At 47.4% G+C, this 25804-nt stretch carries 25 protein-coding genes; 18 read left to right on the top strand and 7 right to left on the bottom strand.

Annotated features, from left to right (window positions below; translation table 11 throughout):
• Positions 1-7 precede the first annotated feature (7 nt).
• The 9 genes from rpiB to DW896_RS06690 all read left to right on the top strand — a co-directional run bounded on the left by rpiB (position 8) and on the right by DW896_RS06690 (position 7063).
• Positions 8-445, top strand: a complete 438-nt coding sequence (gene rpiB / locus DW896_RS06730) for a ribose 5-phosphate isomerase B (protein ID WP_005826596.1) — start codon at positions 8-10, stop codon at positions 443-445.
• A 175-nt stretch (positions 446-620) separates the two neighbouring features.
• On the top strand, positions 621-896 hold the full coding sequence (locus tag DW896_RS06725; RefSeq protein WP_005826598.1) for a tetratricopeptide repeat protein: 276 nt from the start codon (positions 621-623) through the stop codon (positions 894-896).
• A gap of 16 nt (positions 897-912) precedes the next feature.
• Complete coding sequence (locus DW896_RS06720; protein ID WP_005826600.1) at positions 913-1140, top strand: ferredoxin family protein; 228 nt, start codon at positions 913-915, stop codon at positions 1138-1140.
• Between the two features lie 19 nt (positions 1141-1159).
• Positions 1160-2245 carry a 3-methyl-2-oxobutanoate dehydrogenase subunit VorB gene (locus DW896_RS06715; protein ID WP_005826601.1) on the top strand — a complete coding sequence of 362 codons (1086 nt, stop codon included), beginning with the start codon at positions 1160-1162 and terminating at the stop codon, positions 2243-2245.
• Complete coding sequence (locus DW896_RS06710) at positions 2242-2415, top strand: hypothetical protein (protein ID WP_005826603.1); 174 nt, start codon at positions 2242-2244, stop codon at positions 2413-2415. Before DW896_RS06715 ends, DW896_RS06710 begins: the two co-directional genes overlap by 4 nt.
• Before the next feature lie 11 nt (positions 2416-2426).
• On the top strand, positions 2427-3188 hold the full coding sequence (locus tag DW896_RS06705; protein ID WP_005826605.1) for a thiamine pyrophosphate-dependent enzyme: 762 nt from the start codon (positions 2427-2429) through the stop codon (positions 3186-3188).
• A 22-nt stretch (positions 3189-3210) separates the two neighbouring features.
• Positions 3211-3756, top strand: coding sequence for a 2-oxoacid:acceptor oxidoreductase family protein (locus DW896_RS06700; RefSeq protein ID WP_005826606.1), 546 nt, complete (start codon positions 3211-3213; stop codon positions 3754-3756).
• 254 nt (positions 3757-4010) lie between these two features.
• A complete protein-coding gene (locus DW896_RS06695) occupies positions 4011-6221 on the top strand; it encodes a putative porin (protein ID WP_005826610.1) in 2211 nt (736 codons plus the stop codon).
• 11 nt (positions 6222-6232) lie between these two features.
• The gene (locus DW896_RS06690; protein ID WP_005826612.1) at positions 6233-7063 is read left to right on the top strand and encodes a transporter substrate-binding domain-containing protein; all 831 of its coding nucleotides are present in this window, start codon (positions 6233-6235) and stop codon (positions 7061-7063) included.
• A 241-nt stretch (positions 7064-7304) separates the two neighbouring features.
• Here DW896_RS06690 and DW896_RS06685 read toward each other — a convergent pair whose 3' ends face one another.
• Positions 7305-9230 (bottom strand): NAD(+) synthase, encoded by a 1926-nt coding sequence (locus tag DW896_RS06685; protein WP_005826617.1) that lies wholly within the window; start codon positions 9228-9230, stop codon positions 7305-7307.
• A gap of 296 nt (positions 9231-9526) precedes the next feature.
• Here DW896_RS06685 and DW896_RS06680 point away from each other — a divergent pair, with 296 nt between their 5' ends.
• From DW896_RS06680 to DW896_RS06655, 6 genes are all read left to right on the top strand, one after another.
• Positions 9527-9961: a Fur family transcriptional regulator gene (locus tag DW896_RS06680; protein WP_008663677.1), complete on the top strand. Its 435-nt coding sequence runs from the start codon at positions 9527-9529 to the stop codon at positions 9959-9961.
• A gap of 26 nt (positions 9962-9987) precedes the next feature.
• Entirely contained in the window at positions 9988-10545 is a 558-nt protein-coding gene (locus tag DW896_RS06675) for an NADH peroxidase (protein WP_005836026.1), read from the top strand.
• A gap of 124 nt (positions 10546-10669) precedes the next feature.
• Positions 10670-11194 carry an RNA polymerase sigma factor gene (locus DW896_RS06670; protein ID WP_005836025.1) on the top strand — a complete coding sequence of 175 codons (525 nt, stop codon included), beginning with the start codon at positions 10670-10672 and terminating at the stop codon, positions 11192-11194.
• Positions 11191-11649 (top strand): hypothetical protein, encoded by a 459-nt coding sequence (locus DW896_RS06665; RefSeq protein WP_009036822.1) that lies wholly within the window; start codon positions 11191-11193, stop codon positions 11647-11649. Before DW896_RS06670 ends, DW896_RS06665 begins: the two co-directional genes overlap by 4 nt.
• A 12-nt stretch (positions 11650-11661) precedes the next feature.
• Positions 11662-12132, top strand: a complete 471-nt coding sequence (locus DW896_RS06660) for a DUF4252 domain-containing protein (protein ID WP_005826627.1) — start codon at positions 11662-11664, stop codon at positions 12130-12132.
• A 20-nt stretch (positions 12133-12152) separates the two neighbouring features.
• Complete coding sequence (locus DW896_RS06655) at positions 12153-13058, top strand: outer membrane beta-barrel protein (protein ID WP_005826629.1); 906 nt, start codon at positions 12153-12155, stop codon at positions 13056-13058.
• A gap of 111 nt (positions 13059-13169) precedes the next feature.
• Here DW896_RS06655 and DW896_RS06650 read toward each other — a convergent pair whose 3' ends face one another.
• Both DW896_RS06650 and DW896_RS06645 read right to left on the bottom strand, forming a co-directional pair.
• The gene (locus DW896_RS06650) at positions 13170-14828 is read right to left on the bottom strand and encodes an OmpP1/FadL family transporter (protein WP_009036820.1); all 1659 of its coding nucleotides are present in this window, start codon (positions 14826-14828) and stop codon (positions 13170-13172) included.
• A 36-nt stretch (positions 14829-14864) separates the two neighbouring features.
• Positions 14865-16247, bottom strand: a complete 1383-nt coding sequence (locus tag DW896_RS06645; RefSeq protein ID WP_009036819.1) for a hypothetical protein — start codon at positions 16245-16247, stop codon at positions 14865-14867.
• Positions 16248-16528: 281 nt separating this feature from the next.
• Here DW896_RS06645 and prmA point away from each other — a divergent pair, with 281 nt between their 5' ends.
• Positions 16529-17371: a 50S ribosomal protein L11 methyltransferase gene (prmA, locus tag DW896_RS06635; RefSeq protein WP_005836023.1), complete on the top strand. Its 843-nt coding sequence runs from the start codon at positions 16529-16531 to the stop codon at positions 17369-17371.
• 54 nt (positions 17372-17425) lie between these two features.
• On the opposite strand, the gene DW896_RS06630 is transcribed toward prmA, so the two are convergent.
• Both DW896_RS06630 and DW896_RS06625 read right to left on the bottom strand, forming a co-directional pair.
• The gene (locus DW896_RS06630) at positions 17426-18298 is read right to left on the bottom strand and encodes a glycoside hydrolase family 25 protein (protein WP_005836022.1); all 873 of its coding nucleotides are present in this window, start codon (positions 18296-18298) and stop codon (positions 17426-17428) included.
• Between the two features lie 69 nt (positions 18299-18367).
• The gene (locus DW896_RS06625) at positions 18368-20014 is read right to left on the bottom strand and encodes a diphosphate--fructose-6-phosphate 1-phosphotransferase (RefSeq protein WP_117652474.1); all 1647 of its coding nucleotides are present in this window, start codon (positions 20012-20014) and stop codon (positions 18368-18370) included.
• A gap of 307 nt (positions 20015-20321) precedes the next feature.
• On the opposite strand from DW896_RS06625, the gene DW896_RS06620 reads away from it, so the two are divergent.
• Both DW896_RS06620 and DW896_RS06615 read left to right on the top strand, forming a co-directional pair.
• On the top strand, positions 20322-20627 hold the full coding sequence (locus DW896_RS06620) for an RNA-binding protein (protein WP_005826648.1): 306 nt from the start codon (positions 20322-20324) through the stop codon (positions 20625-20627).
• A gap of 79 nt (positions 20628-20706) precedes the next feature.
• Positions 20707-21204: a cold-shock protein gene (locus DW896_RS06615; RefSeq protein WP_005826650.1), complete on the top strand. Its 498-nt coding sequence runs from the start codon at positions 20707-20709 to the stop codon at positions 21202-21204.
• Between the two features lie 90 nt (positions 21205-21294).
• On the opposite strand, the gene DW896_RS06610 is transcribed toward DW896_RS06615, so the two are convergent.
• Both DW896_RS06610 and DW896_RS06605 read right to left on the bottom strand, forming a co-directional pair.
• Positions 21295-22671, bottom strand: a complete 1377-nt coding sequence (locus DW896_RS06610; RefSeq protein WP_009036816.1) for an efflux transporter outer membrane subunit — start codon at positions 22669-22671, stop codon at positions 21295-21297.
• Between the two features lie 17 nt (positions 22672-22688).
• A complete protein-coding gene (locus DW896_RS06605; protein ID WP_005826654.1) occupies positions 22689-25799 on the bottom strand; it encodes an efflux RND transporter permease subunit in 3111 nt (1036 codons plus the stop codon).
• Positions 25800-25804: the final 5 nt, after the last annotated feature.

Below are 25804 nucleotides of genomic sequence, written 5' to 3'. Positions count from 1 at the left end.
GACCATCATGAAAACAATAGGAATCTGTTCCGACCATGCAGGCTTCGAATTGAAGGAATATGTCCGCGGCTGGCTGGAAGCCAAAGGCTGGGCTTACAAGGACTTCGGGACCTACTCAACCGAGAGTTGCGACTATCCCGACTTTGCGCATCCGCTGGCTCTGGCCGTTGAAGCCGGAGAGTGCTATCCGGGTATTGCCATCTGCGGAAGCGGTGAAGGCATCAGTATAACGCTGAACAAGCATCAGGGTATCCGCGCAGCCCTCTGCTGGACAGCAGAAATAGCCCATTTGGCACGCCAGCACAATGATGCCAATGTGCTTGTCATGCCAGGGCGATTCATCAGTACCGAAGAAGCCGACATGATTATGAGGGAATTCTTCAGTACACCATTCGAAGGCGGACGCCACCAACGAAGAGTGGACAAGATACCGGTACACTTGTAAAGCAGTAGAATCACATTCTTTATGATATCCGCCCGAAGCTCTGACATTCTGATAGAATCGTGAGAAACTTCGGGCTTTTTATTTGCCCCTTTTTCTTATTTTTCACAGTGAAGATGCTCATTGTCTTCAAATAAAAACTATCTTTGTGGTTCGATAACCCGGATATTTTTTAGATATGGAACGACTGAATACCATAAAAGAGCTTATCAACCAGGGAAATGTAGAGCAAGCCATCCAGCAGCTTGACGAAATACTGCAAACAGACTTTCCCGGCAAAGACGAAGCTTACTACCTGCGGGGAAATGCCTATCGGAAACAAGGCAACTGGCAACAAGCACTGAACAACTATCAGTATGCCATCGACCTGAACCCCGAAAGCCCGGCACAACATGCCTATCAAATGGCTATGGACATCCTGAACTTCTACAACAAGGATATGTACAATCAATAAATAAAGAACGTAAATTATGGCAAAAATCAAAGGAGCAATCGTAGTAGACACCGAACGTTGCAAAGGCTGCAACTTGTGTGTGGTAGCGTGTCCGCTCAACGTAATAGCCCTCACCAAGGAGGTGAATGTGAAAGGGTATAACTATGCCCACCAAATATTGGAAGATACTTGTAACGGCTGCGCCTCGTGCGCCACAGTATGTCCGGACGGATGTATCTCAGTATATAAAATAAAAGTAGAATAAATCTGTAAATCAGTAGAATATGGCAGAAGAAGTTGTATTAATGAAAGGAAACGAAGCCATCGCCCACGCAGCCATCCGTTGCGGTGCAGACGGTTACTTCGGATATCCCATTACTCCGCAATCGGAGGTATTGGAAACTCTTGCCGAACTGAAACCCTGGGAGACGACCGGCATGGTGGTTCTTCAGGCAGAAAGTGAAGTGGCAGCTATCAATATGGTGTACGGCGGTGCCGGAAGTGGTAAAATGGTCATGACCTCCTCCTCCAGCCCCGGTGTCAGCCTAAAGCAGGAAGGTATCTCTTATCTGGCAGGTGCCGAGCTGCCTTGCTTGATTGTAAACGTTATGCGCGGCGGTCCCGGTCTGGGAACCATCCAACCGAGCCAGGCCGACTATTTCCAGACAGTAAAAGGAGGCGGCCACGGTGACTATCGTCTGATTGCCCTTGCTCCGGCTTCCGTACAAGAAATGGCAGATTTCGTAGGACTGGCATTCGAACTTGCCTTCAAATACCGTAATCCGGCAATCATCCTTGCCGACGGTGTCATCGGCCAGATGATGGAAAAAGTGGTGCTCCCGGTACAAAAGCCACGCCGCACCGATGCGGAAGTCATCGAACAATGCCCATGGGCCACTACCGGCAGAACCAATGGCCGCAAACCCAACGTCATCACCTCATTGGAACTGAAACCGGAAGAAATGGAAAAGAACAACATCCGTTTCCAGGCCAAATACAAGCAGATAGAAGAGAATGAGGTTCGCTTCGAGGAAATTCATTGCGATGATGCCGACTACCTGATTGTAGCCTTCGGCTCTATGGCACGCATCGGACAGAAAGCAATGGAGCTGGCACGCGAAGAAGGAATAAAGGTAGGTATGCTCCGCCCCATCACGTTGTGGCCGTTCCCGACCAAAGTCATTGCCGCGTATGCCGACAAGGTGAAAGGTATGCTCGTTACAGAATTGAATGCTGGACAGATGGTGGAAGATGTCCGCCTTGCCGTGAACGGTAAAGTGAAAGTGGAACATTTCGGACGCCTCGGCGGCATTGTTCCCGATCCGGATGAGATAGTAGATGCATTGAAAGAAAAACTGATTAAGAAATGAATCCTGATAAAATAAGAAACGTACTGAACATTCTCTTCATGGTACTTGCCCTGGCAGCTATCATTATATATTTTGCTGCAAAAGATGACTTCAAGCTGTTCATCTACGTCTGCGGCGCGGCGATATTCGTCAAGTTGATGGAGTTTTTCATACGGTTCACCAACAGATAGGAGAAGTGATTATGACAAAAGAAGATATTATAAAGCCCGAGAATCTGGTTGCCAAGAAACCGACTCTGATGAACGACAATCCCATGCACTACTGCCCGGGATGCAGTCACGGCGTAGTTCATAAACTCGTAGCCGAAGTTATCGAAGAAATGGGACTGGAAGACAAAGCAATAGGCATCTCCCCCGTGGGATGTGCCGTGTTCATCTATAATTATATAGACATCGACTGGCAGGAAGCCGCCCATGGACGTGCGCCCGCACTTGCCACTGCCATCAAGCGCCTTTGGCCAGACCGCCTGGTGTTCACTTACCAAGGAGACGGCGACCTGGCTTGTATCGGTACTGCCGAAACCATCCACGCCTTGAACCGCGGCGAAAACATCACCATCATCTTCATCAACAATGCCATCTATGGTATGACCGGGGGACAAATGGCTCCCACTACCCTTGTAGGCATGAAGACATCGACCAGCCCTTACGGACGTGACGTGCATCTGCACGGCTATCCGCTGAAGATGGCCGATATTGCTGCACAATTGGAAGGAACCGCTTACGTGACACGCCAAAGCGTACAGTCCGTTCCCGCCATCCGCAAAGCGAAAAAGGCTATCCGCAAAGCATTCGAGAACTCTATGGCAGGCAAAGGTTCCAACCTTGTGGAAATCGTTTCCACCTGTAACTCCGGCTGGAAGATGTCTCCTGCGAAATCCAATGAATGGATGGTAGAGAACATGTTCCCCTTCTATCCGCTGGGCGACCTGAAAGATAAATAATCATGCTAAAGACAGAAGAACAATGAAAGAAGAAATCATTATAGCAGGCTTCGGTGGACAAGGTGTATTGTCCATGGGAAAGATTTTGGCATATTCCGGATTGATGGAAGGCAAAGAGGTGACTTGGATGCCGGCTTACGGACCGGAACAACGTGGTGGTACAGCCAACGTAACAGTCATCGTAAGTGACGAGAAAATATCCTCACCCATCTTAAGCAAGTACGATGCCGCCATCATCCTGAACCAGCCGTCACTGGAGAAATTCGAAAGCAAGGTAAAACCCGGAGGCGTACTTATCTACGACGGTTACGGCATCATCAACCCGCCGACGCGTAAGGACATCCACGTTTACCGCATCAACGCCATGGATGCCGCCAATGAAATGAACAACGCCAAGGCATTCAACATGATTGTATTGGGTGGATTATTGAAAATCAAGCCGATGGTTACACTGGACAGTGTACTCAGAGGATTGAAGAAGACACTGCCCGAACGCCACCACCACTTGATACCGATGAACGAAGAAGCTATCAAGAAAGGAATGGAACTTATTCAGGAAATGAAATGAAAGGCTATGTAAAGCCACTCCCCATAAGAGGAGGAACTTTACGCCAGAATAAGAGATAAAGGAAAACGGATAAGCCCTTGTGATATTGATTTATTGCAAGGGCTTATTTCATTTCAAGCCGGAAAAAGTATGGATTCAAGGGCAGAGAACCGGAAGCAGTATAGAACAAAACAGAAAACAAGACAGTTTAAAAGAAGCAAAAAAGGCTGAATTCAGTAAGCAAATAATTTTTTATTGTATCTTTGCGCCTAATTATGAGACGAATTGTACTGACATATATATTTCTGTCCGTTATAGGGATATGGGGGGCTATGGCGCAAAACACCTTAAACCCGATGAACAATCGCGACCGGTTCGGTAACCAGATTGACCCGAATACCCAGCCGGACAATCTGGAAGACAGTACCAATACTGAGATTCAAAGTCTTCCACCCAAGCTTTACATGTGGAAACTAAGTGAGACACTGGGCAACCGTACCATCATACCTGCCGACACAGCCAGCCTCAACTTCCAGAGCACCAATCTGGTGGAAGGAATGTTCGGCCATTACAACTACTTGGGAAATTTAGGTTCTCCACGCCTCTCACGTCTGTTCTTCGAACGGGAGGAAAGCGAACCTACCATCTTCATGGCTCCCTTCTCCAGTTTTTTCACACGTCCCGACCAGGTGCTTTTCACCAACAGCAACGTGCCTTACACCAATCTTACCTACTACAAAGCCGGCAGCAAAGTGAACGGTGAAGAACGCTTCAAGTCCTACTTCTCCGTCAACGTCAACAAGCAGTTGGCATTTGGCTTTAACATCGACTATCTGTACGGACGCGGTTATTACCAGAACCAGTCCACCTCGCACTTCAATGCAGGTCTGTTCGGTAGCTATATCGGCGAGAAATACCAGGTACAAGCAGTCTACAACAACTTTTTCCTGAAGATGAACGAGAACGGCGGTATTGCAGACGACCAATACATCACCCGTCCCGAAAACATGTCCGGAGGAAAGAAAGAGTACGAGTCCACCACTATTCCGGTCAAATTGGAACAGAGTTCCAACCGTAACAAGGATTTTTATATCTATCTGACACAGCGCTATCGTCTTGGTTTTACGCGGAGAGTACGGAACACACAAGAAGGCAAACCGACGGTATCCGCACCCAAAGCCTCATCCTCCCCGTCCTCTGAAGCCGAAATATCCGCTTCGAACAACGACATAGCATTGCCAAACGACAGCATAGCATCAAAATCGGTCAGCACACTTGCAGCTGCCAATGACAGCCTGCCGTCTGTTTCTACCGCAGACAACGACTCACTTTTCGAAGAAGAGTTCGTCCCCGTCACCAGCTTTATCCATACCTTGAAAGTAGAGCGGTCGCGACACCAATTCCGTTCGGGAAGCGAGCCCGAAGGATTCTTCCCGGAAGACTACAAGCTTTACAAGAATTACAGCAACGACTCCACCACGGCATTCAGTGTAAAGAACGTGTTCGGAATAGCCTTGCTGGAAGGTTTCAACAAATACGCCAAAGCCGGACTTACGGCTTATATCTCCCACAAGTTCAGCCGGTACGACCTGATGAATACGGACACACTTACCGACATGCGCCGCATCCGCTACACCGAGCAGGAAATCTTCCTGGGTGGCGAACTCGCCAAGCGCGAAGGCAAACTGCTGCACTACAACGTAAACGGTGAAGTGGGGTTGGTAGACAAAGCCATCGGGCAGTTCCGCGTCAACGCCAATCTGGACCTGAACTTCCGTCTATGGAAAGATACGGTGAACTTCTACGCCCGCGGTTATGTGAGCAACACGCTTCCTTCCTTCTACATGCGCCATTACCACTCCAACCACTACAACTGGGACAACGACAACATGGACAAGGAATTCCGTACGCGTGTGGAAGGCGAGCTGAACATTTCCCGTTGGGGAACCAATCTCCGTGCCGGCGTAGAGAATATCAAGAACTACACCTACTTCAACCAAAGCGCCCTGCCCGAACAGAACGGAGGCAACATACAAGTGCTGTCCGCCACACTGAAACAAGACTTCCGCCTCGGTGTCTTCCACCTGGACAATGAGGTGACCTGGCAGAAGACGAGCAATGAAACAGTACTTCCATTGCCCCAACTCTCGCTCTACCATAACTTCTACATACTGGCTAAACTCGCCAAGAAGGTGCTGACCGTTCAGTTGGGTGCCGATGTCCGTTACTTCACCAAGTACAACGCACCTGCCTATGCACCCGGCGTCCAGCAGTTCCATCTGCAACCTACGGACGATTTGGTGGAAATAGGCGGTTACCCCATCGTAAACGTATATGCCAACCTGCACTTGAAGCGGACGCGTATCTTTGCCATGATGTATCACGTCAACGCGGGTATGGGAAGCGCCAATTCCTTCCTGGTGCCGCACTACCCCATCAATCCGCGCTTGTTCAAAATTGGCGTCTCATGGAATTTCTATGATTAACAGATGACTGTATGACGAAAAGCAGACTGCTCAAATACGCACTTCTGGGAATTGCAGCGGCTCTCATTGCCCACTATCTCATCGAGAAAGAAGAGAAACCGAAAGGTCATCCGCGCGATTATGCCGAGATAGCTGCCGAAGGCATCATACATGCTTCGACGGAATACAACTCCATCAGTTTCTATGTGGATGATGACACCTTGTCCGGTTTCCACTACGAGCTGATAGAAGCTTTTGCACGCGACCACGGGCTGCAAGCGGCCATATCACCGGAAATGAGCTTCAACAAGCGGCTGGAAGGCCTGGCCGACGGGCAATATGACGTGATTGCCTACGGCATCCTCGCCACCAGTGAGCTGAAAGACTCCTTGCTGCTTACCACCCCTATTGTGCTGAACAAGCAAGTGCTGGTGCAACGCAAGCTTGAGAATATTTCCGACTCGTCATTATTCATCAAAAGCCAACTGGACCTGGCTGGAAAGACACTGCACGTAGTGAAAGGCTCCCCTTCCATACTACGCATCCGCAACCTGGGAAATGAGATAGGCGACACCATCTACGTTGAGGAAATAGAGAAGTACGGTTCCGAACAACTGATTGCCTTGGTAGCCCATGGAGACATCGACTATGCCGTATGCGACGAAAGCATTGCCCGTACCGCAGCCGACAGCATTCCTCAAATAGACATCAATACCGCCATCAGCTTCACGCAATTCTATTCCTGGGGAGTAAGCAAACAGTCCCCTATCCTGCTGGACAGCCTCAACACATGGCTGGATAGTTTCAAAAAGGGAAAGGAATACAAAAAAATCTACAAACGATACTACGGGAAACGAAACTAAGCTGCACTTTTCCATACACGCAGCATATCCCTACTTTTACAACTAGTTATTAATCAACAGCTTATTACTGCAAAATGTATGCAGTGGCACTGCACACCGATATGCAGTACGACTGCAACAGTTATGCAGTGATACTGCAACACGTTTGCAGTCGCACTGCAAAATACATGCAGCAAGAATGCAAACAAGATGCAGTCATCAAATACCCATATCGATATTACGGAATACCCGAAGTAAAGAATTAGAGTCCTTCCACCTCCCTTAGCCACATCTCCGACGAAGCATCGCTCGGCATTCTCCAATCACCGCGCGGACTCAGAGAGATACTGCCCACCTTCGGACCATCCGGCAAACAGGAACGCTTGAACTGCTGGTTGAAGAAACGACGGCAGAAAGTCTGCAACCATTTTTTGATGGTTTCTTCATCATACATCCCCTTGAATGTGCGTGCTGCCAGGAAAAATATCTTGGAAGGACGGAAACCGCAGCGCAGGAAGTAATAAAGGAAGAAGTCGTGAAGCTCATACGGCCCCACCAAATCCTCGGTAATCTGCTGGATATTACCGTTCTCATCTGCCGGAATCAGTTCCGGGCTGATGGGAGTATCCACAATATCGAGCAAGGTAGCACGTGAAGCATCGTCCATATCATGCTCTGCCACCCATTTCACCAAGTGCTTCACCAGAGTCTTGGGGACGCTGGCATTCACACCGTACATCGACATGTGATCGCCGTTGTAAGTGGCCCATCCTAAAGCAAGTTCCGAAAGGTCGCCCGTACCGATAACCATTCCCCAGGTCTGGTTGGCAATATCCATCAAGATTTGGGTACGCTCCCGTGCCTGCGCATTCTCGTAAACCACGTCGTGCACATGGACATCATGGTCTATGTCTTTGAAATGCTGTATGCAGGCCTCCTTGATACTGACTTCGCGGACAGTCACACCGAGGGAGTTCATCAGGTCGATGGCATTCGTGTAAGTACGGTCGGTCGTTCCGAATCCCGGCATGGTGACACCGACAATACCCTGGCGGGACCATCCCAACTTATCGAAAGTCTTTACGCAAACCAGCAGCGCCAGCGTAGAATCCAGTCCACCCGAAATGCCGATAACGGCACTCTTCGCTTTAGTATGCACCAGACGTTGCGCCAGTCCGGACACCTGGATGGAGAATACCTCCTCACAGCGTTCGTCCAACGCTATCCCCTGCGGAACAAATGGATGCGGTTCAAAAGTACGTGTTAGGTTCAAATCCCTGCTGTTGACATACTCCGTAGAGATTCGTACCGGAAGGGCCGAAACACAATTTGCATGGCAAGCCGCGAAGGTCGTATTCACCCGGCGCTCCGTACGCAAGTGTTCCACATCAATTTCACTGATGACCACCTGCCCTTCGAAAGAGAAGCGTTCGTTTGCCGCCAGCAGAGTCCCGTTCTCATAAATCAGTCCGTTGCCGGCAAACACCACATCCGTAGTGGATTCTCCGAAACCGCATGAGCTGAATACATAACCGGCAATGCATCGTGCCGACTGCTGGCTGATGAGCGAGCGCAGATAATTGTGCTTGCCGATACCTTCATTGTCGGCCGAAAGATTGAACAAGATTTCCGCACCTTGCAGCGCCAGCGTGGAGCTGGGCGGTATGGGTGCCCACAAGTCCTCGCATATCTCCACTCCGAAAGTGGTATCCGCCGTTTCGAACAGCAGGTCTCTCCCCATCGGAATAATCTGCCCGCAAAGGCGCACACTGTTTTCTGCCACATCACATGCGGAAGTAAACCAGCGCTTCTCATAAAACTCCTTATAATTGGGAAGATAAGTCTTCGGGACAACGCCCAGCACTCTCCCCTTCTGAATGACAACCGCCGCATTCAGCAACACGCCGTTCAGTGCGACGGGCATGCCCAATATCGAGATAATATCCATCTGGCGCGTATTGTTCAGAATCTGTATCAATCCCATTTCTGCCTCTTCGAGCAGAAGTTGTTGGGCAAAGAGGTCGCCACAGGTATATCCGGTAATGCACAACTCGGGGAAAGCAATGATTTGCACACCTTTCCCGTCGGCTATAATAATCTCTTTTTCAATCTCTGAGGCATTGAACTTACAGTCAGCCACCTTGACACGGGGCACAGCCGCCGCTACTTTTACATATCCGTAATTCATAAGGATGCTATATTATTTATTCGGTGCAAAGATACGGCAAAATTCTGATTAAGAGAGATAAGAGAAAAACGTTTTCTCTATATCGGCACGAGAAACCGACTGAAGCCGGGTGCATCCTGCCTTCGCTTTTATGGCAAAAATACGGCAACCTGCCTACAAGAAGAGGAACATATATAAACAATTTTAATGACCGCAACTAAAAATTTTCCAAAAATCTTTTGGAGAATTATAGGAACTTCCTATCTTTGCAAGTGAATTAAAAATGTAATAATTACAAGTTTGAAACTTTAGATTATATGGATGTAGTAAAACGATTGCAGAATCATAATATCAAGCCTTCAGTACAGCGCATAGCCATCATGAATTACTTGATAGAGCATCGTACGCATCCCACGGTGGATGAAATCTATACGGCACTGTCTCCCTCCATACCGACACTGTCTAAAACAACGGTATACAATACCTTGAAACTACTGAGCGAGCAAGGTGCCGCACAAACCCTGACTATCGACGAGCGTAACACATGTTATGATGCCGATACCAGCCCGCACGGCCATTTCTTGTGCAAGCGTTGCGGAAAGATTTATGACTTGATGTGCAATAACAACGTCAAGAAGGTGGTCGACATGGATATGGACGGGCACGATGTGCAGGAAATCCACTACTATTATAAAGGAATCTGTAAACATTGCATAGAAGAAGAACGTTTAAGAACAACAAAGAATAACTAATTCAACTAATTAAAATCTGAGAGAAAATGAAAAAATTTAGATGTACTGTATGCGGTTACGTATACGAAGGAGATGCAGCTCCCGAAAAGTGCCCATTGTGTAAAGCTCCCGCAAGCAAGTTCGTAGAAGTTGAAGAAGCAACAGCTGACGGCCCGCTGGTATTTGCCGACGAACACGTAATCGGCGTAGCCAAAGGTTGCGACGACGAAATGATTAAAGACCTGAACAACCACTTCATGGGCGAATGTACAGAAGTTGGTATGTACTTGGCAATGAGCCGCCAGGCAGACCGTGAAGGCTATCCTGAAGTTGCAGAAGCTTTCAAGCGTTACGCTTGGGAAGAAGCAGAACACGCTGCTAAATTCGCTGAACTGCTGGGTGACTGCGTATGGGACACCAAGACAAACCTCGAAAAGAGAATGAACGCAGAATCAGGTGCATGCGAAGACAAGAAGCGTATCGCTACCCGTGCCAAAGCATTGAACCTCGACGCTATCCATGATACCGTTCACGAAATGGCTAAGGACGAAGCCCGTCACGGTAAAGGTTTCGAAGGTCTGTACAACCGCTATTTCAAGAAATAATCCTATACTTTTATAGTAATGTGAAGAAAAGGGACTGCTAATGTTAGTAAGTCCCTTTTTTTATTCCAACTTTTTTCACTTTACAATGTCACGTTTGTATTTCCCATTCGTCTTATCTGTGTAAATGGAACTCAAAGAATTCAAAATAACCGTTCTTCCACTCCGTGCCAAGCTGTTGAACTATGCACGGAAGTTGACCGACGAACCGGAGGATGCAGAAGATGCCGTCCAGGAGGTACTGCTCAAGCTATGGAACAAAAGGCTTGAACTGGAGCAATACCGGAGCATCGAAGCATTTGCCATGACGTTGACGCACAACATCTGTATAGATATGTGGCGCTGCAAACGCAACGACACCCTATCTCTCGACATAGTGCAGGCGGCATCCCCCACCGGAACACCGGAACGGCTGTTGGAAATCAAAGATGAAATCCGTCTGATGCACGAAATCATCGACTCGCTGCCCAATCTTCAACGCACCATCATGCGGATGAAGGACATCGAAGGATACGAAACGGACGAAATCGCCGAAATCACGGGATGCGGACCGGAAGCCATCCGCAGCAATCTGTCAAGAGCCCGGAAGAAAGTGAGAGACGTTTACCTGCGAACCATACAAGAAAGAAAAGAAAGGAGAAATGAGCCATGAAGATAGATGAACTGCTGGATAAATATTTCGAAGGGGAAACTTCCTGCGAAGAAGAGCGTGAACTGCGCCGTTTCTTTACCGAAGAGGAAGTGCCGGAGCACCTGCAAACGTACCGCCCGCTATTCGCTTATCTGAACCGGGAAGCAACTTCAATGGCAGAACCGACAGAGGAAAAATCCGTAACAACAGAATCGGCAAAGGAAGTACCCACACAGCGAAAGCCTTCCCGCCTCTATCGCACATTCTATGCTGTCAGCGGCATTGCCGCCGGATTGCTCCTGCTTCTCGGGGTAGCTAAGATTATATTTCCGCTTTCCGGTGTTCCCGAAAATTATGTCGTCATCGACGGCCAGCGGTATACAGACGAGAAACTGGTGGAAGCCAAAGCACTAGAAGCCCTGCAGAACGCCAGCTTCACGGATGAAGATTTAAGCAACTTACTGTTTCAACACTAATATAACAAGGTTATGAAAACATCTATACTGATTTGCATACGTAGTCTGTGCCTCTTTTCCCTGCTGATTTGCCTGCCAGCCTTTGTACATGCACAAGAGAGACTGCAAATAGCCGACCTATTCAGCAAGTATGGCGAGCAAAAGGACGTGACCAGGGTAGAACTGAACGGCAGTATCCTGAAATCTTACCGCATGACTACCTACAAGAGCCTTGTGTTCAAGAATGTATCCCCCTATCGCCGGGAAATTCAGCAGGCCATTGTACACGACAAGCAAGATAACGCAAAGAAGGCGCAGGAGGTAATGGAAAGCGGTGTGCTGCGCAGCGCTTATTACCAACTGAAAGAGGTGGAACGCAATGGAAAGAAGCTGAACCGCTACATCATTTTCAAGATAGGAAAAGACTCCATGGGCACTTTGATTTACATAGAGGGTCTGCTCAGTGAAAAGGAAATGATGGATATGCTTTACAAATCGGAATAACACTAAAAACAATATACGATATGAAAACCAGAATTATGATTTTGGCCTGCCTGCTTGCTGTGCCGGCCGGCCGCATGGCAGCACAACAACAGACTGACCCTGAACAGAAAGCTACAGTACAGACACAAGGCGACTCCATCATCATCCGGAAAGGAAAAGGAGACATGCGCATCAAGGTGTACGAAGAGCAGTTGGAAGACGGAGAAAAGAAAGAAGTACAAATTTATGAAGGAGTCTATCTCGAGAAAGTGGATGCAGACAAGCGCACTTTCCTCGACGCCCTGCCATTCATCCCCAAAAAGAGAAGATACAATGCTTACGAACCGCACTGTTCCGGTCTGTATATTGGCTACAGCCGGCTGGCTAACGACTTCCTTTCCTTCGGAGCAAGCGACAAGATGGGACTCGACTTATCCAAGTCATGGGAATTCGGCTTCAACATCCTCTCCGTATATCACAACTTCAAGAAGAACCCGCATTGGGGAATCAACCTGGGAGTCAGCTGGGGATACCGTTCTTTCAATATCGACGGTAACTATGCCTTGCTGAAGGAAAACGGAACCAGCATCTTCACCGCAGGCAACGAAGACACCAGTTACAATAAAAGCCGTCTGCGCCATTTCTTCTTCCGTGTACCCGTATTGATGGAATGGCAGCAAAGAGTGGGAAGAAACAAAGTGTTCTTCAATGCCGGTCCCGAATTTGAGATACGTCACAGCGTGAAGTCATTCTCACACATCAACGGAGGCAAGAAGAAAACCGTAGGCAAAGGTATGTATGTGCAGCCCGTCGGCATAAACCTGCTGGCACAAGCCGGTTATGGTAATATCGGCATTTACCTGCGCTACTCCACATACGGATTATTCCAGAAAGACAAGGGACCGGAAGTATCTCCCTATTCATTTGGCGTGGCATGGTATCTGTAATCCCTCCCCTATAACACAAGACTCCCCGAAATGTATTTGTACATTCCGGGGAGTTCTTTTATACCCTAAGGTATTGACAATGAAAGGTTATCTGCAATGAAAATTGTTCTTCTAAAAACGCATGCCCAATGTAAATAGCACTTTACTGCGAGTGTTGGTAACTTCCGTTGTTGGCGGTGTTACCAAGCCGTTTATATCATTATAAAACGGATAGAAATCAGATTTATAAGTATCGAATTTATAAGCCAAATCCGCATAAAACGAAGAAAAGCGATAACCGATACCTAAAGTGAAAGTATTCATCGATTTGCTATTGGCAAAATCCGTATCTGTATTTATAGAATTGGAAGGCAATGCCTTAATAGCATCCTTTTTATAGGCTGCAGTACTGTAATTGTAACCGGCACGCAGAGAGAAAGCAGGTATCGGCTTGTATTCTGCTCCTAAACGAAGCGTACTTACCCCCTTCATACAGAGGTCAGCCTCACCCGTTTCCCATGCCATCTCGTCACCTTCAGGATATTTGAACTTCATGCTTGAGTAGTCCTCATATTCATATTCAGCTCCCAAAGCCAGATTATTACCGACTGTATAGCCCAAACTTGCATTAAATACCCACGGGGTTTGCAGCTTAAAATCACGGTCCATATCTCTACCGCCTAATGCAGAATAAGTATCCACAGTGGTACGAGTAAGAGTTTCATCCCCAGCCTCATTCGGTAAAAACAAATCCGAAGTCAGCAACGCTCCCGTAGTATAAGTCAGTTTGTAATAAGTAGGAGTATGCACAGCCAAACCTATACGAAGCGGAGAATCCTCAATCGGCCGGAAGATGGCACCGAATTTGAAGTCGAAACCCGAACCGTGTATACGGTTAAAGCTCTCCAAAGAGTAGCCTTCCTCATAAATCTGCCCGTCGCCCTCCCATTTGTAGGCATACATTTCATTATAGAGAGAATATTTGTTGTAATCCACATCGTAAGCACCCAGAGTAACACCAAAGTAAAAACGGTCATTTATATTGAAGGAGATATTGAAATCATATTGGTCAATACCGCCACGCTCACGCGACAAGAAATAAGCATCCGCTTCGGAAGGAATATAAGGAAGATAAGTATTATAGTCCTCACTTTCTATATCCTCAAGAACAAGTGCACCTTGATACCCCATAGTCCCCAGCCATCCAGCATAATTATGTTGATAAATATCCTTGCGACCATAGTCCAAATAAGCTCCTTGATCCGGGTAATCATATTGAGGACGATGATAGAACGCATAAGCTGCATCCGTAGCCTGCTGCGCCATACTCCGCACTTGAGATACATATTGATTATCTATGCTTCCCATCACCCCCTGCATCGTCATATTCTTATAGAATGACTTTGATTTGTGGTAATTAAAACCAAAATTCACATACCGCAAAGGAGTATGATTGCCTATCTTCGAAGCTATCACAAAACCGGCATTATCAAAACTCCAGCGGTTCTTGTTCGTTTCAAATTTATTACCTACATAATTGCTTTCTGTGCCCGTCATTGAATAGCCAAAGGTAAGCATAGCATCATTGCTACGATAAATACCGATACCGGCAGGATTGGTTCCTATGGTAGAAATATCACCACCCAATGCTCCCATAGCTCCGCCCATTCCGACAAAACGGGCGGTTCCATTCAATTCCTTCTGTGCAATATTCGTTGCATCATATATTGTCTGTGCCCCTGCGCCTACAGCTGTAAACATAGCAAGGGCTATCATGGTTATCTTCTTCATAATTCTTAGTCTTGTTAGATTAAAACATACTTATACTTACCGTCTTCTGGAACCACCGCCGCCACTGGAACGACTGGCACCACCGCCACCACCACTGGAGTAACTGGAACGTGAGCTACTGCCTGAAGAGAAGCTGGAAGAAGAACGGGTGCTACTGGATGAACGTACTGGAGCAGAATATGAACGATTGCTGCTACGATTGTTGTCATTGGAGTAGCTGCGTGCCGGTGCGGCGCTTGAACCTCTGTTATAAGTCGATGAAGTCCTGCTACGAGTGGAAGTTCCAACAGAAGAGCGTACACCGGAAGAACGACTGCTACGAACTCCTTCTACGCTACTATTATATGAGCTACTACGCGTACTGCTTGGACGGGTGTAAGTGGAACGGCGGGTAGAAGCCGCACTCGAACGGTTTACACTTGAGCGAGTTGCAGAAGAACTTGAACGAACTGTAGACGAACTTCTTGTGCCTACCACCCGACGGGTTGACGTACCGGTACTGCTACGTCTCACTTGACCGGAAGTAGTACTGCTACGACGTACAGTCTGCCCTCCATTTACAGTAGAAGAACGGCGGGAAGTAGAGGACGATACTCTGTTTCCGGCATAAGAAGAACGGCTCGGACCATAAGAACGTCTATTGGTATATGCATTTCCCCAATGGCCGCCTCCCCAATGACCACCGCCACCGGGATAATATCCGGGATGATAGTGATGGTGATGATGATGTCCCCACCAGCCACCGCCGTACCAGCCGCCCCAGCCAAAGCTCCAGCTCGGACCGTACCAGCTGTTCCATCCCCAGCCATAGTAAGGATAGCCGCCCCAACCATAAGAGTTATAGCGCCAATCCCACCACAAGCGGTTGGTGAATGTAGGGAAAGCATATGCATATAATCCGTCGGTATACACGTTCCAATCCCAGGAATTCAAGCCATAGACCACATCCCAATATAGCGGGCTGCTGATGCTGATGGCATAACGGGGATTACGGAAACGGATGATACGGGTAGCATACTCGTAATCATCCTGCGAACCTTCAAATTCACCGTTCACCCATTCGCCGTCCAGGCCGTCATCTTCTTTTTCATTGATGTAAAGGGTATCGTTCTCCATCACGAAATCATTGTCGCGGGAGTCATAACGGCGGTTATATTCGTCCACATCGCGGGTGTTTCCCTTACGGTCTTTTACTACAACAGTAGTGCTTCCCGGCGATGAATAGACAGTGGTCGGTACATTCGACTTTACTACAATCTCTTCTACGGGAGCAGCGACTTTCTTCTCCTGCTTCACCTCTTCTTTTTTCTCTTCCTTATTCTTGGAAGGAGTGTAGTAAAGGTCGTCATCTATACTTTGTGCCACCAGTGTCCATGGGAGGCACAAGGCAAAAAGCGATAAAAAAACAATCTTTTTCATATTAGTTTGGTTTATGGATTTTACGTTTATCTATTTCTTCACGTCACAAAGATAACGCCGGATTTTATCCCATGCAGCAGATTTTCCCCAAAGATTTATAGGGAATTCCCTAAATACCCCGCCTTTTGACGAGGCAAGCGGCACTTCCGCATAAAAAATGAACAAGTTCATTTTATTCTGCCCTCGGTTTACATTACCTTTGCAGTGTGAAAACAAAGATACGCAGAAATAGATTTGTTCTTTAAAATCTTCTTCTGCATTTAACAAACAATCATATTCCGATGAAATATTTAGAATTTACATTCCGCACTGTTCCGTGCACAGAAATAGTCAACGATGTACTTTCCGGAGTCTTGGGTGAAGCTGGCTTTGAAAGTTTTGTTGAGCAGACCGACGGTATCACTGCCTATATACAGAAAGAGCTGTATAACGAATCTCTACTCAAAGAAGCACTTGCAGACTTCCCTCTGCCCGATACACAGATAGAATATAATTTCGTAGAAGCCGAAGACAAAGACTGGAACGAGGAATGGGAGAAGAACTTCTTCCAGCCCATCGTTATCGGAGACCGTTGTGTCATTCACAGCACTTTTCACAACGATGTCCCACAAGCAGAATATGACATCGTCATCAATCCGCAAATGGCATTCGGCACAGGGCACCACGAGACAACAAGCCTCATCATAGGCGAACTGCTGGATAGTGACCTGCAAGGCAAAGCATTGCTCGATATGGGTTGTGGGACTTCCATCCTTGCCATACTGGCACGCATGCGTGGAGCCTCCCCTTGTACAGCTATCGACATAGATGAATGGTGTGTGCGCAACTCCCTCGAAAATATAGAATTGAATGGAGTGGACAATATTGCCGTATCCCAAGGCGATGCCTCCTCTCTGGAAAGCAAAGGTCCTTTTGATATGGTTATCGCCAACATCAACCGCAATATCCTCCTGGCAGATATGAAGCACTACATAGCCCGCATGAATCCCGGAGCGGAATTGTTGATGAGCGGTTTCTACATAGATGACATTCCCGTCATCCGCGAAGAAGCCGAACGCAACGGGCTGCACTTTGTCCACCATCGTGAGAAGAACCGGTGGGCAGCAGTGAAATTCCAAAAATAATAAAGGTCAATACTAAAAAGCTAAAGGTCAATATCAGGAAGCTAAAGTTGACCTTTAGCGTTCTATACAAGGAGTTTTCAACGTAAGCTCCAAAAGTTCCTCCATTGTACCATTAAAGACGTTCAAATCCACCTCTTCTTCAATACCGGGCACAGTGCCTACATCCGTGTGCTGCCAAAAGTGCCACTTGCCCTCATAACGCACGGAATCTACATAATAATGGGCTATCCAATAAGGATAAGCATTGAAAATGGAATCGCTGAGATAGCGTTTCTTGAATTTATAGGAAGTATAAAGAATAGGCTTTACGCCGTAATGCGCCTCTACCCTATCCAGCCAAGTCTTGACTGCCGTTTTAAGTTCCTGCGGTGACTGCTTGCCGGTAGTCTCCACATCAAGTACGGGAGGCAGGTCTCCCTTTGCCAGCTGCACGGTACGGATAAAGAAATCGGCTTGCTTGCGGGCATCGGTCTTAGGGATAAAATAATGATAGGCACCACGGATAAAACCGTATTTACGCGCCTGGCCGAAGTTCTGCGTAAACGTATCGTCACCATGATCGCCGCCTTCGGTAGCTTTCAGAAAAATAAAGTGAATGGGAAATTGGGCTTCTCTATTATGTGTCAGGAGTTCCCAATCTATCTTTCCCTGATAGTGGGATATGTCTATGCCATGCACCTCATAGTTGCAAGGCATACATACACCGTAACCTTTCTGACCATAACAAGGCTTCCAGCGATAAGCATAAGGACGAATGAAAAACCAGTAAAAGCCGGTAGAAAAAACAAGAATGATACAGACCGCCAAAAGATTGCGCAACCATACGGGCATGGTACGTGGCTGCATTTTCTTCTTGCTCCGCGGAGAGGAAGAACGACGGGCGGCAGTAGTTTTACGCCGGATATTTGTGGAGGTCTTGGTTGCCATGAGCAAAGGAAAAGAAAGGGCGGAATGAACCGCCCCTCCGTTTTATTGTCAACTTGTTGATGCATCAACTTATTTAGCCTGCTCCAGCTGCAAAGTCTTCGTAGCCTGGTCGCAAACTTCTGTCGGACCGAAGTACTGGATAGGGCCTGGATAAACGTAGTCTGTTTCCATAGCCCAACGGTCACGCTGAGCAGCGAATGCCTTGAACGGAGCACCGTCCAGCTTCACCAGAGCCTTCTGGATAACTGGCTTCATTTCACCGTGGCGACGTTCCATGTTCATCATCATAGTGATGGGCACACCGCCTGCAATCCATTCTTCGGCAGGAGCAGTAGTGTTGCGTACAGAAGACATGTAACCGGTCTTTCCGTTAGCAATCAATGCAGATGCTGCATAACCCAAAGAGTAGCAGTAGTCAGCGTCGAAGTTAGACGGAGCAGCGCAACGTCCTTCGTAACCGAAGAAGTGGTGCTGTGCAGCAAACTTGCCTACGAACTTGCCCTCTTCTTTCCACTGAGCCAGCTTAGTGCCAACCATTTCGGACAGCAACTTTTCTGTTTCAATCAGAGATACCTGTACGTTTCCGTGCGGGTCGCGGTCCAGAGACAACTGGCGAGCCACGCCTTCGGGCAAGCTTGCGTAGATGACCGCATTCTCCGGAGAGAGTTTACGGATGATATAATCGCGTTGGTGAGATTTCTTAATTTGAGCAAACTCTTCTGCATTGGCAGCAAGGAAGTCGTTCAACTCAGCAATCAGACGCTTCATGGCCGGGATGAATTCAACCAATCCTTCGGGGATAAGAACCGTACCGAAGTTGTTACCCTGGGCTGCACGTTCAGCAACGACCTTGGCAATGCTGGTCACGATGTCGTCCAAAGACATATCCTTAGCTTCAACCTCTTCAGAGATGATACACATATTGGGTTGAACCTGCAATGCACATTCCAAAGCGATATGAGAAGCGGAACGTCCCATCAACTTGATGAAGTGCCAGTATTTACGAGCAGAGTTACAGTCACGTTGGATGTTGCCGATTACTTCAGAGTAAGTCTTGCAAGCAGTATCGAAACCGAAAGAAGTTTCAATCATATCATTCTTCAAGTCACCGTCGATGGTCTTGGGGCAACCTATTACCTGCACGCCATAATTCTTGGCAGCATAGTATTCAGCCAGTACGCAAGCATTAGTGTTGGAGTCATCGCCACCGATGATAACCAATGCCTTGATGCCGAGTTCTTTCAGGATTTCATAACCTTTCTCAAACTGTTCTTCCTTTTCCAGCTTGGTACGGCCCGAACCGATGATGTCAAAACCACCCGTATTGCGGTATTCATCAATGATGTCAGCAGTCAGTTCCATATAATTATGGTCAACCAAGCCGCCAGGACCCAGAATAAAGCCATACAATTTGCTGTCTTTGTTCAGCTTCTTGATACCGTCGAAAATACCGGAAATCACATTGTGACCGCCAGGAGCCTGTCCACCGGAAAGGATAACACCCACGTTCATTGCGGGGAAGTTAACCACCTCATCGGTAGTTTCAAACTTAATCAAAGGCATTCCGTACGTATTGGGGAACAATTTCTTGATTTCTTCCTGGTCAGCAACAGACTGAGTAGCTGCGCCTTCTGCAGCCTTAACAGTTCCTTTCAGCGCTTTCGGAAGTTTGGGCTGATAGGCAGCCCTTGCAATTTGCAATGCACTTTTAGTCATTTCTCTTAATTATTTAAAGGTGTTAGTAAAGTTCCGTTTAAAAGCGTCGCAAATTTCGCTTTTTTTCGTAAGATATGCAAACGAGAGGCCGAAATAATGTATAAAATGACATTTATCGTTTTTTATCCTAAAATAAAAAGGAGAAGAAAGCAATTAACTGATTTATTGTGTTATCTTTGCCGCAAAGTTTGAGTTACGAGTCGTTATCGCATTGTTCTTCTTTTAATATACAACTATTATTAGGCGGTCTCTTCCATAATTATTCTCCATACTCCAATTTAATAATTACAATTAATTAAAATTTCAAATGAACATTTACATTTCAGGTTTAAATTTCAGCACAACAGACGCTGACTTAAACGATTTATTTTCAGAGTACGGAGAAGTTTCTTCTGCAAGAATCATTACAGACAGAGAAACAAGAAGATCCAGAGGTTTCGGTTTCGTAGAAATGCCGGACGATGCAGCAGGCCAAAAAGCCATTGACGAATTGAACGGTGCTGAATTTGACCACAAACAAATCTCGGTAAACGTGGCACGCCCCCGCGAAGAAAGACCTTCCAATGGCGGCAATCGCGACAGAAGAGGCGGTTACAACTCTAGAAGATATTAATATTCTTAACTACTGACAAAAGCAGGAGGTGTTGTAGCAATACCCCCTGCTTTTTTTATAACTCAATAAATAAAAATACATGGCCAAATCCATCTCCGCAGACAAGCGTGAAAATGAAAAGAAAAGACTCGCCCGACGAGCTGAAAAACAAAAAAAGAAAGAAGAAAAAAAACTATCCAACAAAGCCAATAGCTTTGAAGATATGATTGCCTATGTTGACGAAAACGGCATGATAACCTCTACTCCTCCGGCAGAAAACACTCCCAAAGAAGAAATAAAGCTGGAAGAAATCGTCATATCAACTCCCAAAAAAGACAAGGAAGAACCGGTCATCCGCAGAGGACGTATCGAGTTTTTCAATGAATCGAAAGGCTTCGGCTTCATCAAGGACTTATCCGGGGTCGAAAAATACTTTTTCCACATTAATAATGTGCTGACAGATATAGCAGAAAACAATATTGTGACGTTCGACCTCGAACGTGGCCTTAAAGGCATGAATGCCGTAAACGTAGCTCTTGAAGTAGAAAAGGCAAAGGAAAAGAAAGAAAACAAGGAGACTCTAAATACAGAATCCTAGATGAAATAAGCCAATTATAGAACAAGGGCGTGTATATACCATCAAATATTTCGATACATACACGCCCTTGCTGTCTTCTTTAATCACACGTCATTCGGTTTGCCAGCCACCCCCCAATGCCTTATAGACATTTACCATGGCAATAAGTTCGTCGCGGATGGCATTGCTCACCCCTATTTGGGCATCGAAATAACCACGCTGGGCATCGAGCACATCCATATAATTGATGACGCCGTTGATGTATTGCAACTGTGCCAAATCCACATATCCCTTGGCAGAACGTTCAAGTTTGGCACGCAGTTGGTAGACCTCCTTTATCTTATTGAAATCCACAATGGCATTCTTCGCTTCCTTAAAAGCATTCAGCACTGTCTTTTCATAGCTATGCACTTCGGCTTCAAAAGAAGCCTTCTGTGCATTCAATGCAGCACGGTTCTTTCCCCAACCGAAAAGCGGTGCCAAGACCGCCCCATTCAATAAGGAATAGGGGGATTCCAGAAAATTGGACAACACATCACTTTCCAATCCAAATTGTCCGGTCAGGGCCAGACGGGGGAACATATTGGTATAAGCAACTTTCACTCTGGCATGTTCAGCCTTCAACTGCTGCTCTGCCGCACGGACATCGGGGCGACGTTCCAACAAATCCGAAGGCAGACCTACCGGTAAGGACTCCGGCACATCCAGTTCCTGCAGAAAATTGACACGCTTGATACGGGTAGGGAATTCCCCCACAAGGAAGGATATATCATTTTCTTTCAGAGAGATACGGCGTTCCAAATCCGGAACAAGAGTAGCCGTACGAGCCAACTCCACTTGAGCCTGTTGATAAGAGGTCTCCGAGGTCAGCCCTCCTTCAAAACGGATACGCGCCAAGCGCACTCCCTCTTCACGCGCCTTTTGTGTCTGGCGCACAATCTCCAGTTCCGTATCAAGGGCTACCAGCTCATAATAAGCCTGCGCCACTTCGGCAACGATGGTCATGCGCAACGCACGCTGCGCCTCCACACTTTGCAAATATTCGGCCACAGCAGCCACTTTTTTCCATCTCAAGTTTCCCCAAAGGTCCAGTTCCCAAGAGAGCAACGCCTTGGCTTCGTAAGTATTGCCTACATCACGGCTATGACCACCGTAAATCTCCACCTCGCGCTCAGCCTCCACCTTTCCGGTGAGCTGCGGCAGAAGGTTGGCAACACTGATACGTTTTTGGGCAGCCATCTCCTTGACACGGGAAGCTGCAATCAGCATGTCTTTGTTATATTCCAGAGCACGGTCTATCAAAGCACGCAGCGTGCTGTCCGTATAAACTGCCTGCCACTGTTCATCGGCTATGCTCATGCTATCCTGCTGCTGTGCCAGGCTATCCGGCAATGCCATCTCCGGACGCACATAGCTCTTGCCCACCTTGCATGAGGTAAGGGCAAACATACTCAGCAACAAAATAATATATATGTTCTTTCTTTTCATAAACGTTGTCTTTAAAATCAGTCTTTCTTAATCTTATGCTGCACTTTGGCTTTTGTCTTGTATACCAGGACAAAGAAGAACGGTACAAGCACAATACCGAATACAATGGCAAATATCATTCCGAAGAAAACACCCGTACCGATGGCCTGACGGCTCGCCGAGCCCGGTCCGCTTGCCAACACCATAGGAAGCATTCCCAATACAAAGGCGAGGGAAGTCATCAGGATAGGCCGGAAACGGAGTTGGGCAGCATGGATGGCAGACTGTATCAAGTCTCCTCCCTTGTCAACCTGCACCTTGGCAAACTCCACAATCAAAATGGCATTCTTTGCCGCAAGCCCCACCAGCATCACCAAGCCGATCTGGAAATAAATATCATTCTCCAATCCGCATATCACAACGCCCAGATAGGCACCCAAAGCGGCAACCGGCAGTGAAAGCAATACAGCGATAGGCACCGTCCAACTTTCATATTGCGCAGCCAAAAAGAGGAATACGAAAAGGAATACCAGCGTAAGCACAAGACCCGTCTGTCCTCCCGCCTTCTTTTCCTGATAGGAAAGGCCACTCCACTCCAGACCGATATTGTCCGGCAAGTGGTTACGTGCAATCTGCTCCATAATCTCCATTGCCTGGCCGGAACTGTAGCCTTGTGCCGCAGAACCGCGGATGACGGCAGTGGTAAACATATTGAAACGCTTGATACTGCCCGGACCGGTGGTATAAGAGGCATTTCCCAAGGAAGTAAGCGGCACCATCACTCCGTCTTTTGCCTTTACAAAGAACAAGTTGATATTGTCCTTATGCTCACGATAAGGAGCCTCGGCCTGGATATACACCTTATATATACGGTTGAACATATTGAAGTCATTCACATATACTGAACCGGTATAGGCCTTCATGGTAGAGAATACATCCGCCAGGGGCACACCCAGCATTTTCACCTTATCACGGTCCACATCAAAATAAAGTTGCGGTATTTCAGACTGCAAGGATGATGAAAGCCCCGTCAGCTCCTTATGCTTCTGGGCATAATACATCAGCGTATCTGCCGCCTGCACCAAGTTGTCAAACGTCGCCTCTCCACGCGCCTCAAGCTGCATTTCGAAACCTCCCGAGGTACCCAATCCCGGAATGACCGGAGGCGTGGAAAGATAGACCTTGCATTCGGGATATTCCTTCAAATCCTTCTCCACATTCTCCATTATCTTATCGATGGAAATCCCCTTACGCTCTTCCCACGGTTTCAGAATAACCGTCAGCTCACTGCGTGCCTGGTTGCTACCCACACGGGGGCTGCTACCCGTCACGTTCTGCACATAGGCCACATAGGGATTCTTCTCCAAGTATTGCACGGCACGGTCGGTCACCACACGGGTTCGCTCCAAAGTAGCACCTTCCGGCAACTCCAACTCTATCTTAAAATAGCCCTGGTCTTCTACCGGCAGGAAGCTGGTAGGCACCAACCGGTGGATAATGAAAATGGCAACCAGTACCAGGCCGAACGCACTCATCAAGCGGCGGGGATTCCTGATGACCCGGTTAATGACAGCCACGTATTTGTGATTGCCCAAGTTCAGCCATTCATTGATTTTGCGGAAAACTATGTTCTTTTTCTTTCCACTGTCGGGCTTCAATATGAGCGAACACATGACGGGACTAAGCGTCAGGGCCACTACCGTAGAAAGCAATACGGAAACGGCGATAGTAATGGTAAACTGACGGTATAACTGTCCGGTGATTCCGCTCAAGAAACTTACTGGCACAAACACGGCACAGAGCACCAACGATGTGGCAATCAAGGCACTTGCCAATCCGTTCATCGCCTTTTTGGTAGCTTCATACGGGCTCAATTTCTCCGTCTCCATAAGATGTTCTACATTCTCCACCACCACAATGGCATCATCCACCACAATACCGATGGCGAGAATCAATCCAAGCAAAGTCAGTATGTTCAGAGAGAAACCGAAAATAAGCATGAAACCGAAGGTACCAATCAGGGAAATAGGTACCGCAACAATCGGTATCACCGTCGCACGCCAACTTTGCAAGGATAGAAATACAACCAGCACCACCAGAATCAGCGCTTCGAACAACGTCTTGTACACTTCGTGAATGGATTCGGAAATATAAGTCGTCATGTCGAAGGGAATCTCATAACTCATCCCCTCAGGGAAATTTGCACTGATTTCCTCCATAGCAGCCTTTACGCTCTTTGCAACTTCCATTGCATTGGCCCCGGGAAGCATATAGATACCGAGAACGGCAGCATTCTCACCGTTGATGCCACTCTCTGTGCTATATGAAGATGCTTCCAATGAAACACGCGCCACATCGCGCAGACGGATAATGGAACCGTTGGCATTGGCACGGACCACAATGTCCTCAAACTGCTTTGCCGAACTTAAGCGTCCCTGGGTAGTGATAGGGATAGTAATGTCGAGTCCCTTCACCGGCTGTTGTCCCAAAACACCCGCAGCAGACTCACGGTTCTGGTCCTTCAGGGCATTCTGCAAATCCTGCACCGTCAGTCCGAAGTTGGCAAGTTTGTCGGGCAACGCCCATATCTGCATGGCATAGTAGCGACTGCCAATGTTGGAAACACGTCCAACACCGGGGATACGGCGCAACAAGTCGAGTACATTGATAGTAGCAAAGTTACTCAAATAAATTTCGTCGAACTTCGGGTCACTGGAAGTCAGACAGATGGTCATCAACTGGCTGGGAGCCTGCTTTTCCACAGAAATACCGTTCTGAATCACTTCGGCTGGCAAACGGCTCTCCGCCAGTTTCACACGGTTCTGTATTTCTACGGCAGCCAAATCCGGGTCGGCAGACACGTCGAAAGTGACCGTAGCTGAAAATCCTCCGGAATTAGAACTGTTGGACTCCATGTACAGCATACCGGGAGTACCGTTTATCTCTTGCTCGATAGGGGTTGCCACCGCCTGCGAAACAGTCAATGCACTGGCTCCCGGATAGGAAGCACTGATTTTCACTACGGGAGGCGTTATCTGCGGATATTGGTCTACCGGCAGCATGGTCAGGCCAATGATACCGACAATTACAATCACAATCGATATCACCGCCGAGAATACCGGGCGGTCTATAAAGAAACTTACTTTCATAACAT

The organism is Bacteroides sp. AM41-16 (assembly GCF_003603495.1).
Taxonomy (GTDB): Bacteria; Bacteroidota; Bacteroidia; order Bacteroidales; family Bacteroidaceae; genus Bacteroides; species Bacteroides uniformis.
Note: the sequence above shows the minus strand (reverse complement) of the source record. Positions and strands in the feature narration are given on the sequence as shown.

Bases quoted from the DNA above. Each gene is read 5' to 3' on its own strand.
- rpiB (WP_005826596.1), top strand. From the start codon at position 8: ATGAAAACAATAGGAATCTGTTCCGACCATGCAGGCTTCGAATTGAAG.
- DW896_RS06725 (WP_005826598.1), top strand. From the start codon at position 621: ATGGAACGACTGAATACCATAAAAGAGCTTATCAACCAGGGAAATGTA.
- DW896_RS06720 (WP_005826600.1), top strand. From the start codon at position 913: ATGGCAAAAATCAAAGGAGCAATCGTAGTAGACACCGAACGTTGCAAA.
- DW896_RS06715 (WP_005826601.1), top strand. From the start codon at position 1,160: ATGGCAGAAGAAGTTGTATTAATGAAAGGAAACGAAGCCATCGCCCAC.
- DW896_RS06710 (WP_005826603.1), top strand. From the start codon at position 2,242: ATGAATCCTGATAAAATAAGAAACGTACTGAACATTCTCTTCATGGTA.
- DW896_RS06705 (WP_005826605.1), top strand. From the start codon at position 2,427: ATGACAAAAGAAGATATTATAAAGCCCGAGAATCTGGTTGCCAAGAAA.
- DW896_RS06700 (WP_005826606.1), top strand. From the start codon at position 3,211: ATGAAAGAAGAAATCATTATAGCAGGCTTCGGTGGACAAGGTGTATTG.
- DW896_RS06695 (WP_005826610.1), top strand. From the start codon at position 4,011: ATGAGACGAATTGTACTGACATATATATTTCTGTCCGTTATAGGGATA.
- DW896_RS06690 (WP_005826612.1), top strand. From the start codon at position 6,233: ATGACGAAAAGCAGACTGCTCAAATACGCACTTCTGGGAATTGCAGCG.
- DW896_RS06685 (WP_005826617.1), bottom strand. From the start codon at position 9,230: ATGAATTACGGATATGTAAAAGTAGCGGCGGCTGTGCCCCGTGTCAAG.
- DW896_RS06680 (WP_008663677.1), top strand. From the start codon at position 9,527: ATGGATGTAGTAAAACGATTGCAGAATCATAATATCAAGCCTTCAGTA.
- DW896_RS06675 (WP_005836026.1), top strand. From the start codon at position 9,988: ATGAAAAAATTTAGATGTACTGTATGCGGTTACGTATACGAAGGAGAT.
- DW896_RS06670 (WP_005836025.1), top strand. From the start codon at position 10,670: ATGGAACTCAAAGAATTCAAAATAACCGTTCTTCCACTCCGTGCCAAG.
- DW896_RS06665 (WP_009036822.1), top strand. From the start codon at position 11,191: ATGAAGATAGATGAACTGCTGGATAAATATTTCGAAGGGGAAACTTCC.
- DW896_RS06660 (WP_005826627.1), top strand. From the start codon at position 11,662: ATGAAAACATCTATACTGATTTGCATACGTAGTCTGTGCCTCTTTTCC.
- DW896_RS06655 (WP_005826629.1), top strand. From the start codon at position 12,153: ATGAAAACCAGAATTATGATTTTGGCCTGCCTGCTTGCTGTGCCGGCC.
- DW896_RS06650 (WP_009036820.1), bottom strand. From the start codon at position 14,828: ATGAAGAAGATAACCATGATAGCCCTTGCTATGTTTACAGCTGTAGGC.
- DW896_RS06645 (WP_009036819.1), bottom strand. From the start codon at position 16,247: ATGAAAAAGATTGTTTTTTTATCGCTTTTTGCCTTGTGCCTCCCATGG.
- prmA (WP_005836023.1), top strand. From the start codon at position 16,529: ATGAAATATTTAGAATTTACATTCCGCACTGTTCCGTGCACAGAAATA.
- DW896_RS06630 (WP_005836022.1), bottom strand. From the start codon at position 18,298: ATGGCAACCAAGACCTCCACAAATATCCGGCGTAAAACTACTGCCGCC.
- DW896_RS06625 (WP_117652474.1), bottom strand. From the start codon at position 20,014: ATGACTAAAAGTGCATTGCAAATTGCAAGGGCTGCCTATCAGCCCAAA.
- DW896_RS06620 (WP_005826648.1), top strand. From the start codon at position 20,322: ATGAACATTTACATTTCAGGTTTAAATTTCAGCACAACAGACGCTGAC.
- DW896_RS06615 (WP_005826650.1), top strand. From the start codon at position 20,707: ATGGCCAAATCCATCTCCGCAGACAAGCGTGAAAATGAAAAGAAAAGA.
- DW896_RS06610 (WP_009036816.1), bottom strand. From the start codon at position 22,671: ATGAAAAGAAAGAACATATATATTATTTTGTTGCTGAGTATGTTTGCC.
- DW896_RS06605 (WP_005826654.1), bottom strand. From the start codon at position 25,799: ATGAAAGTAAGTTTCTTTATAGACCGCCCGGTATTCTCGGCGGTGATA.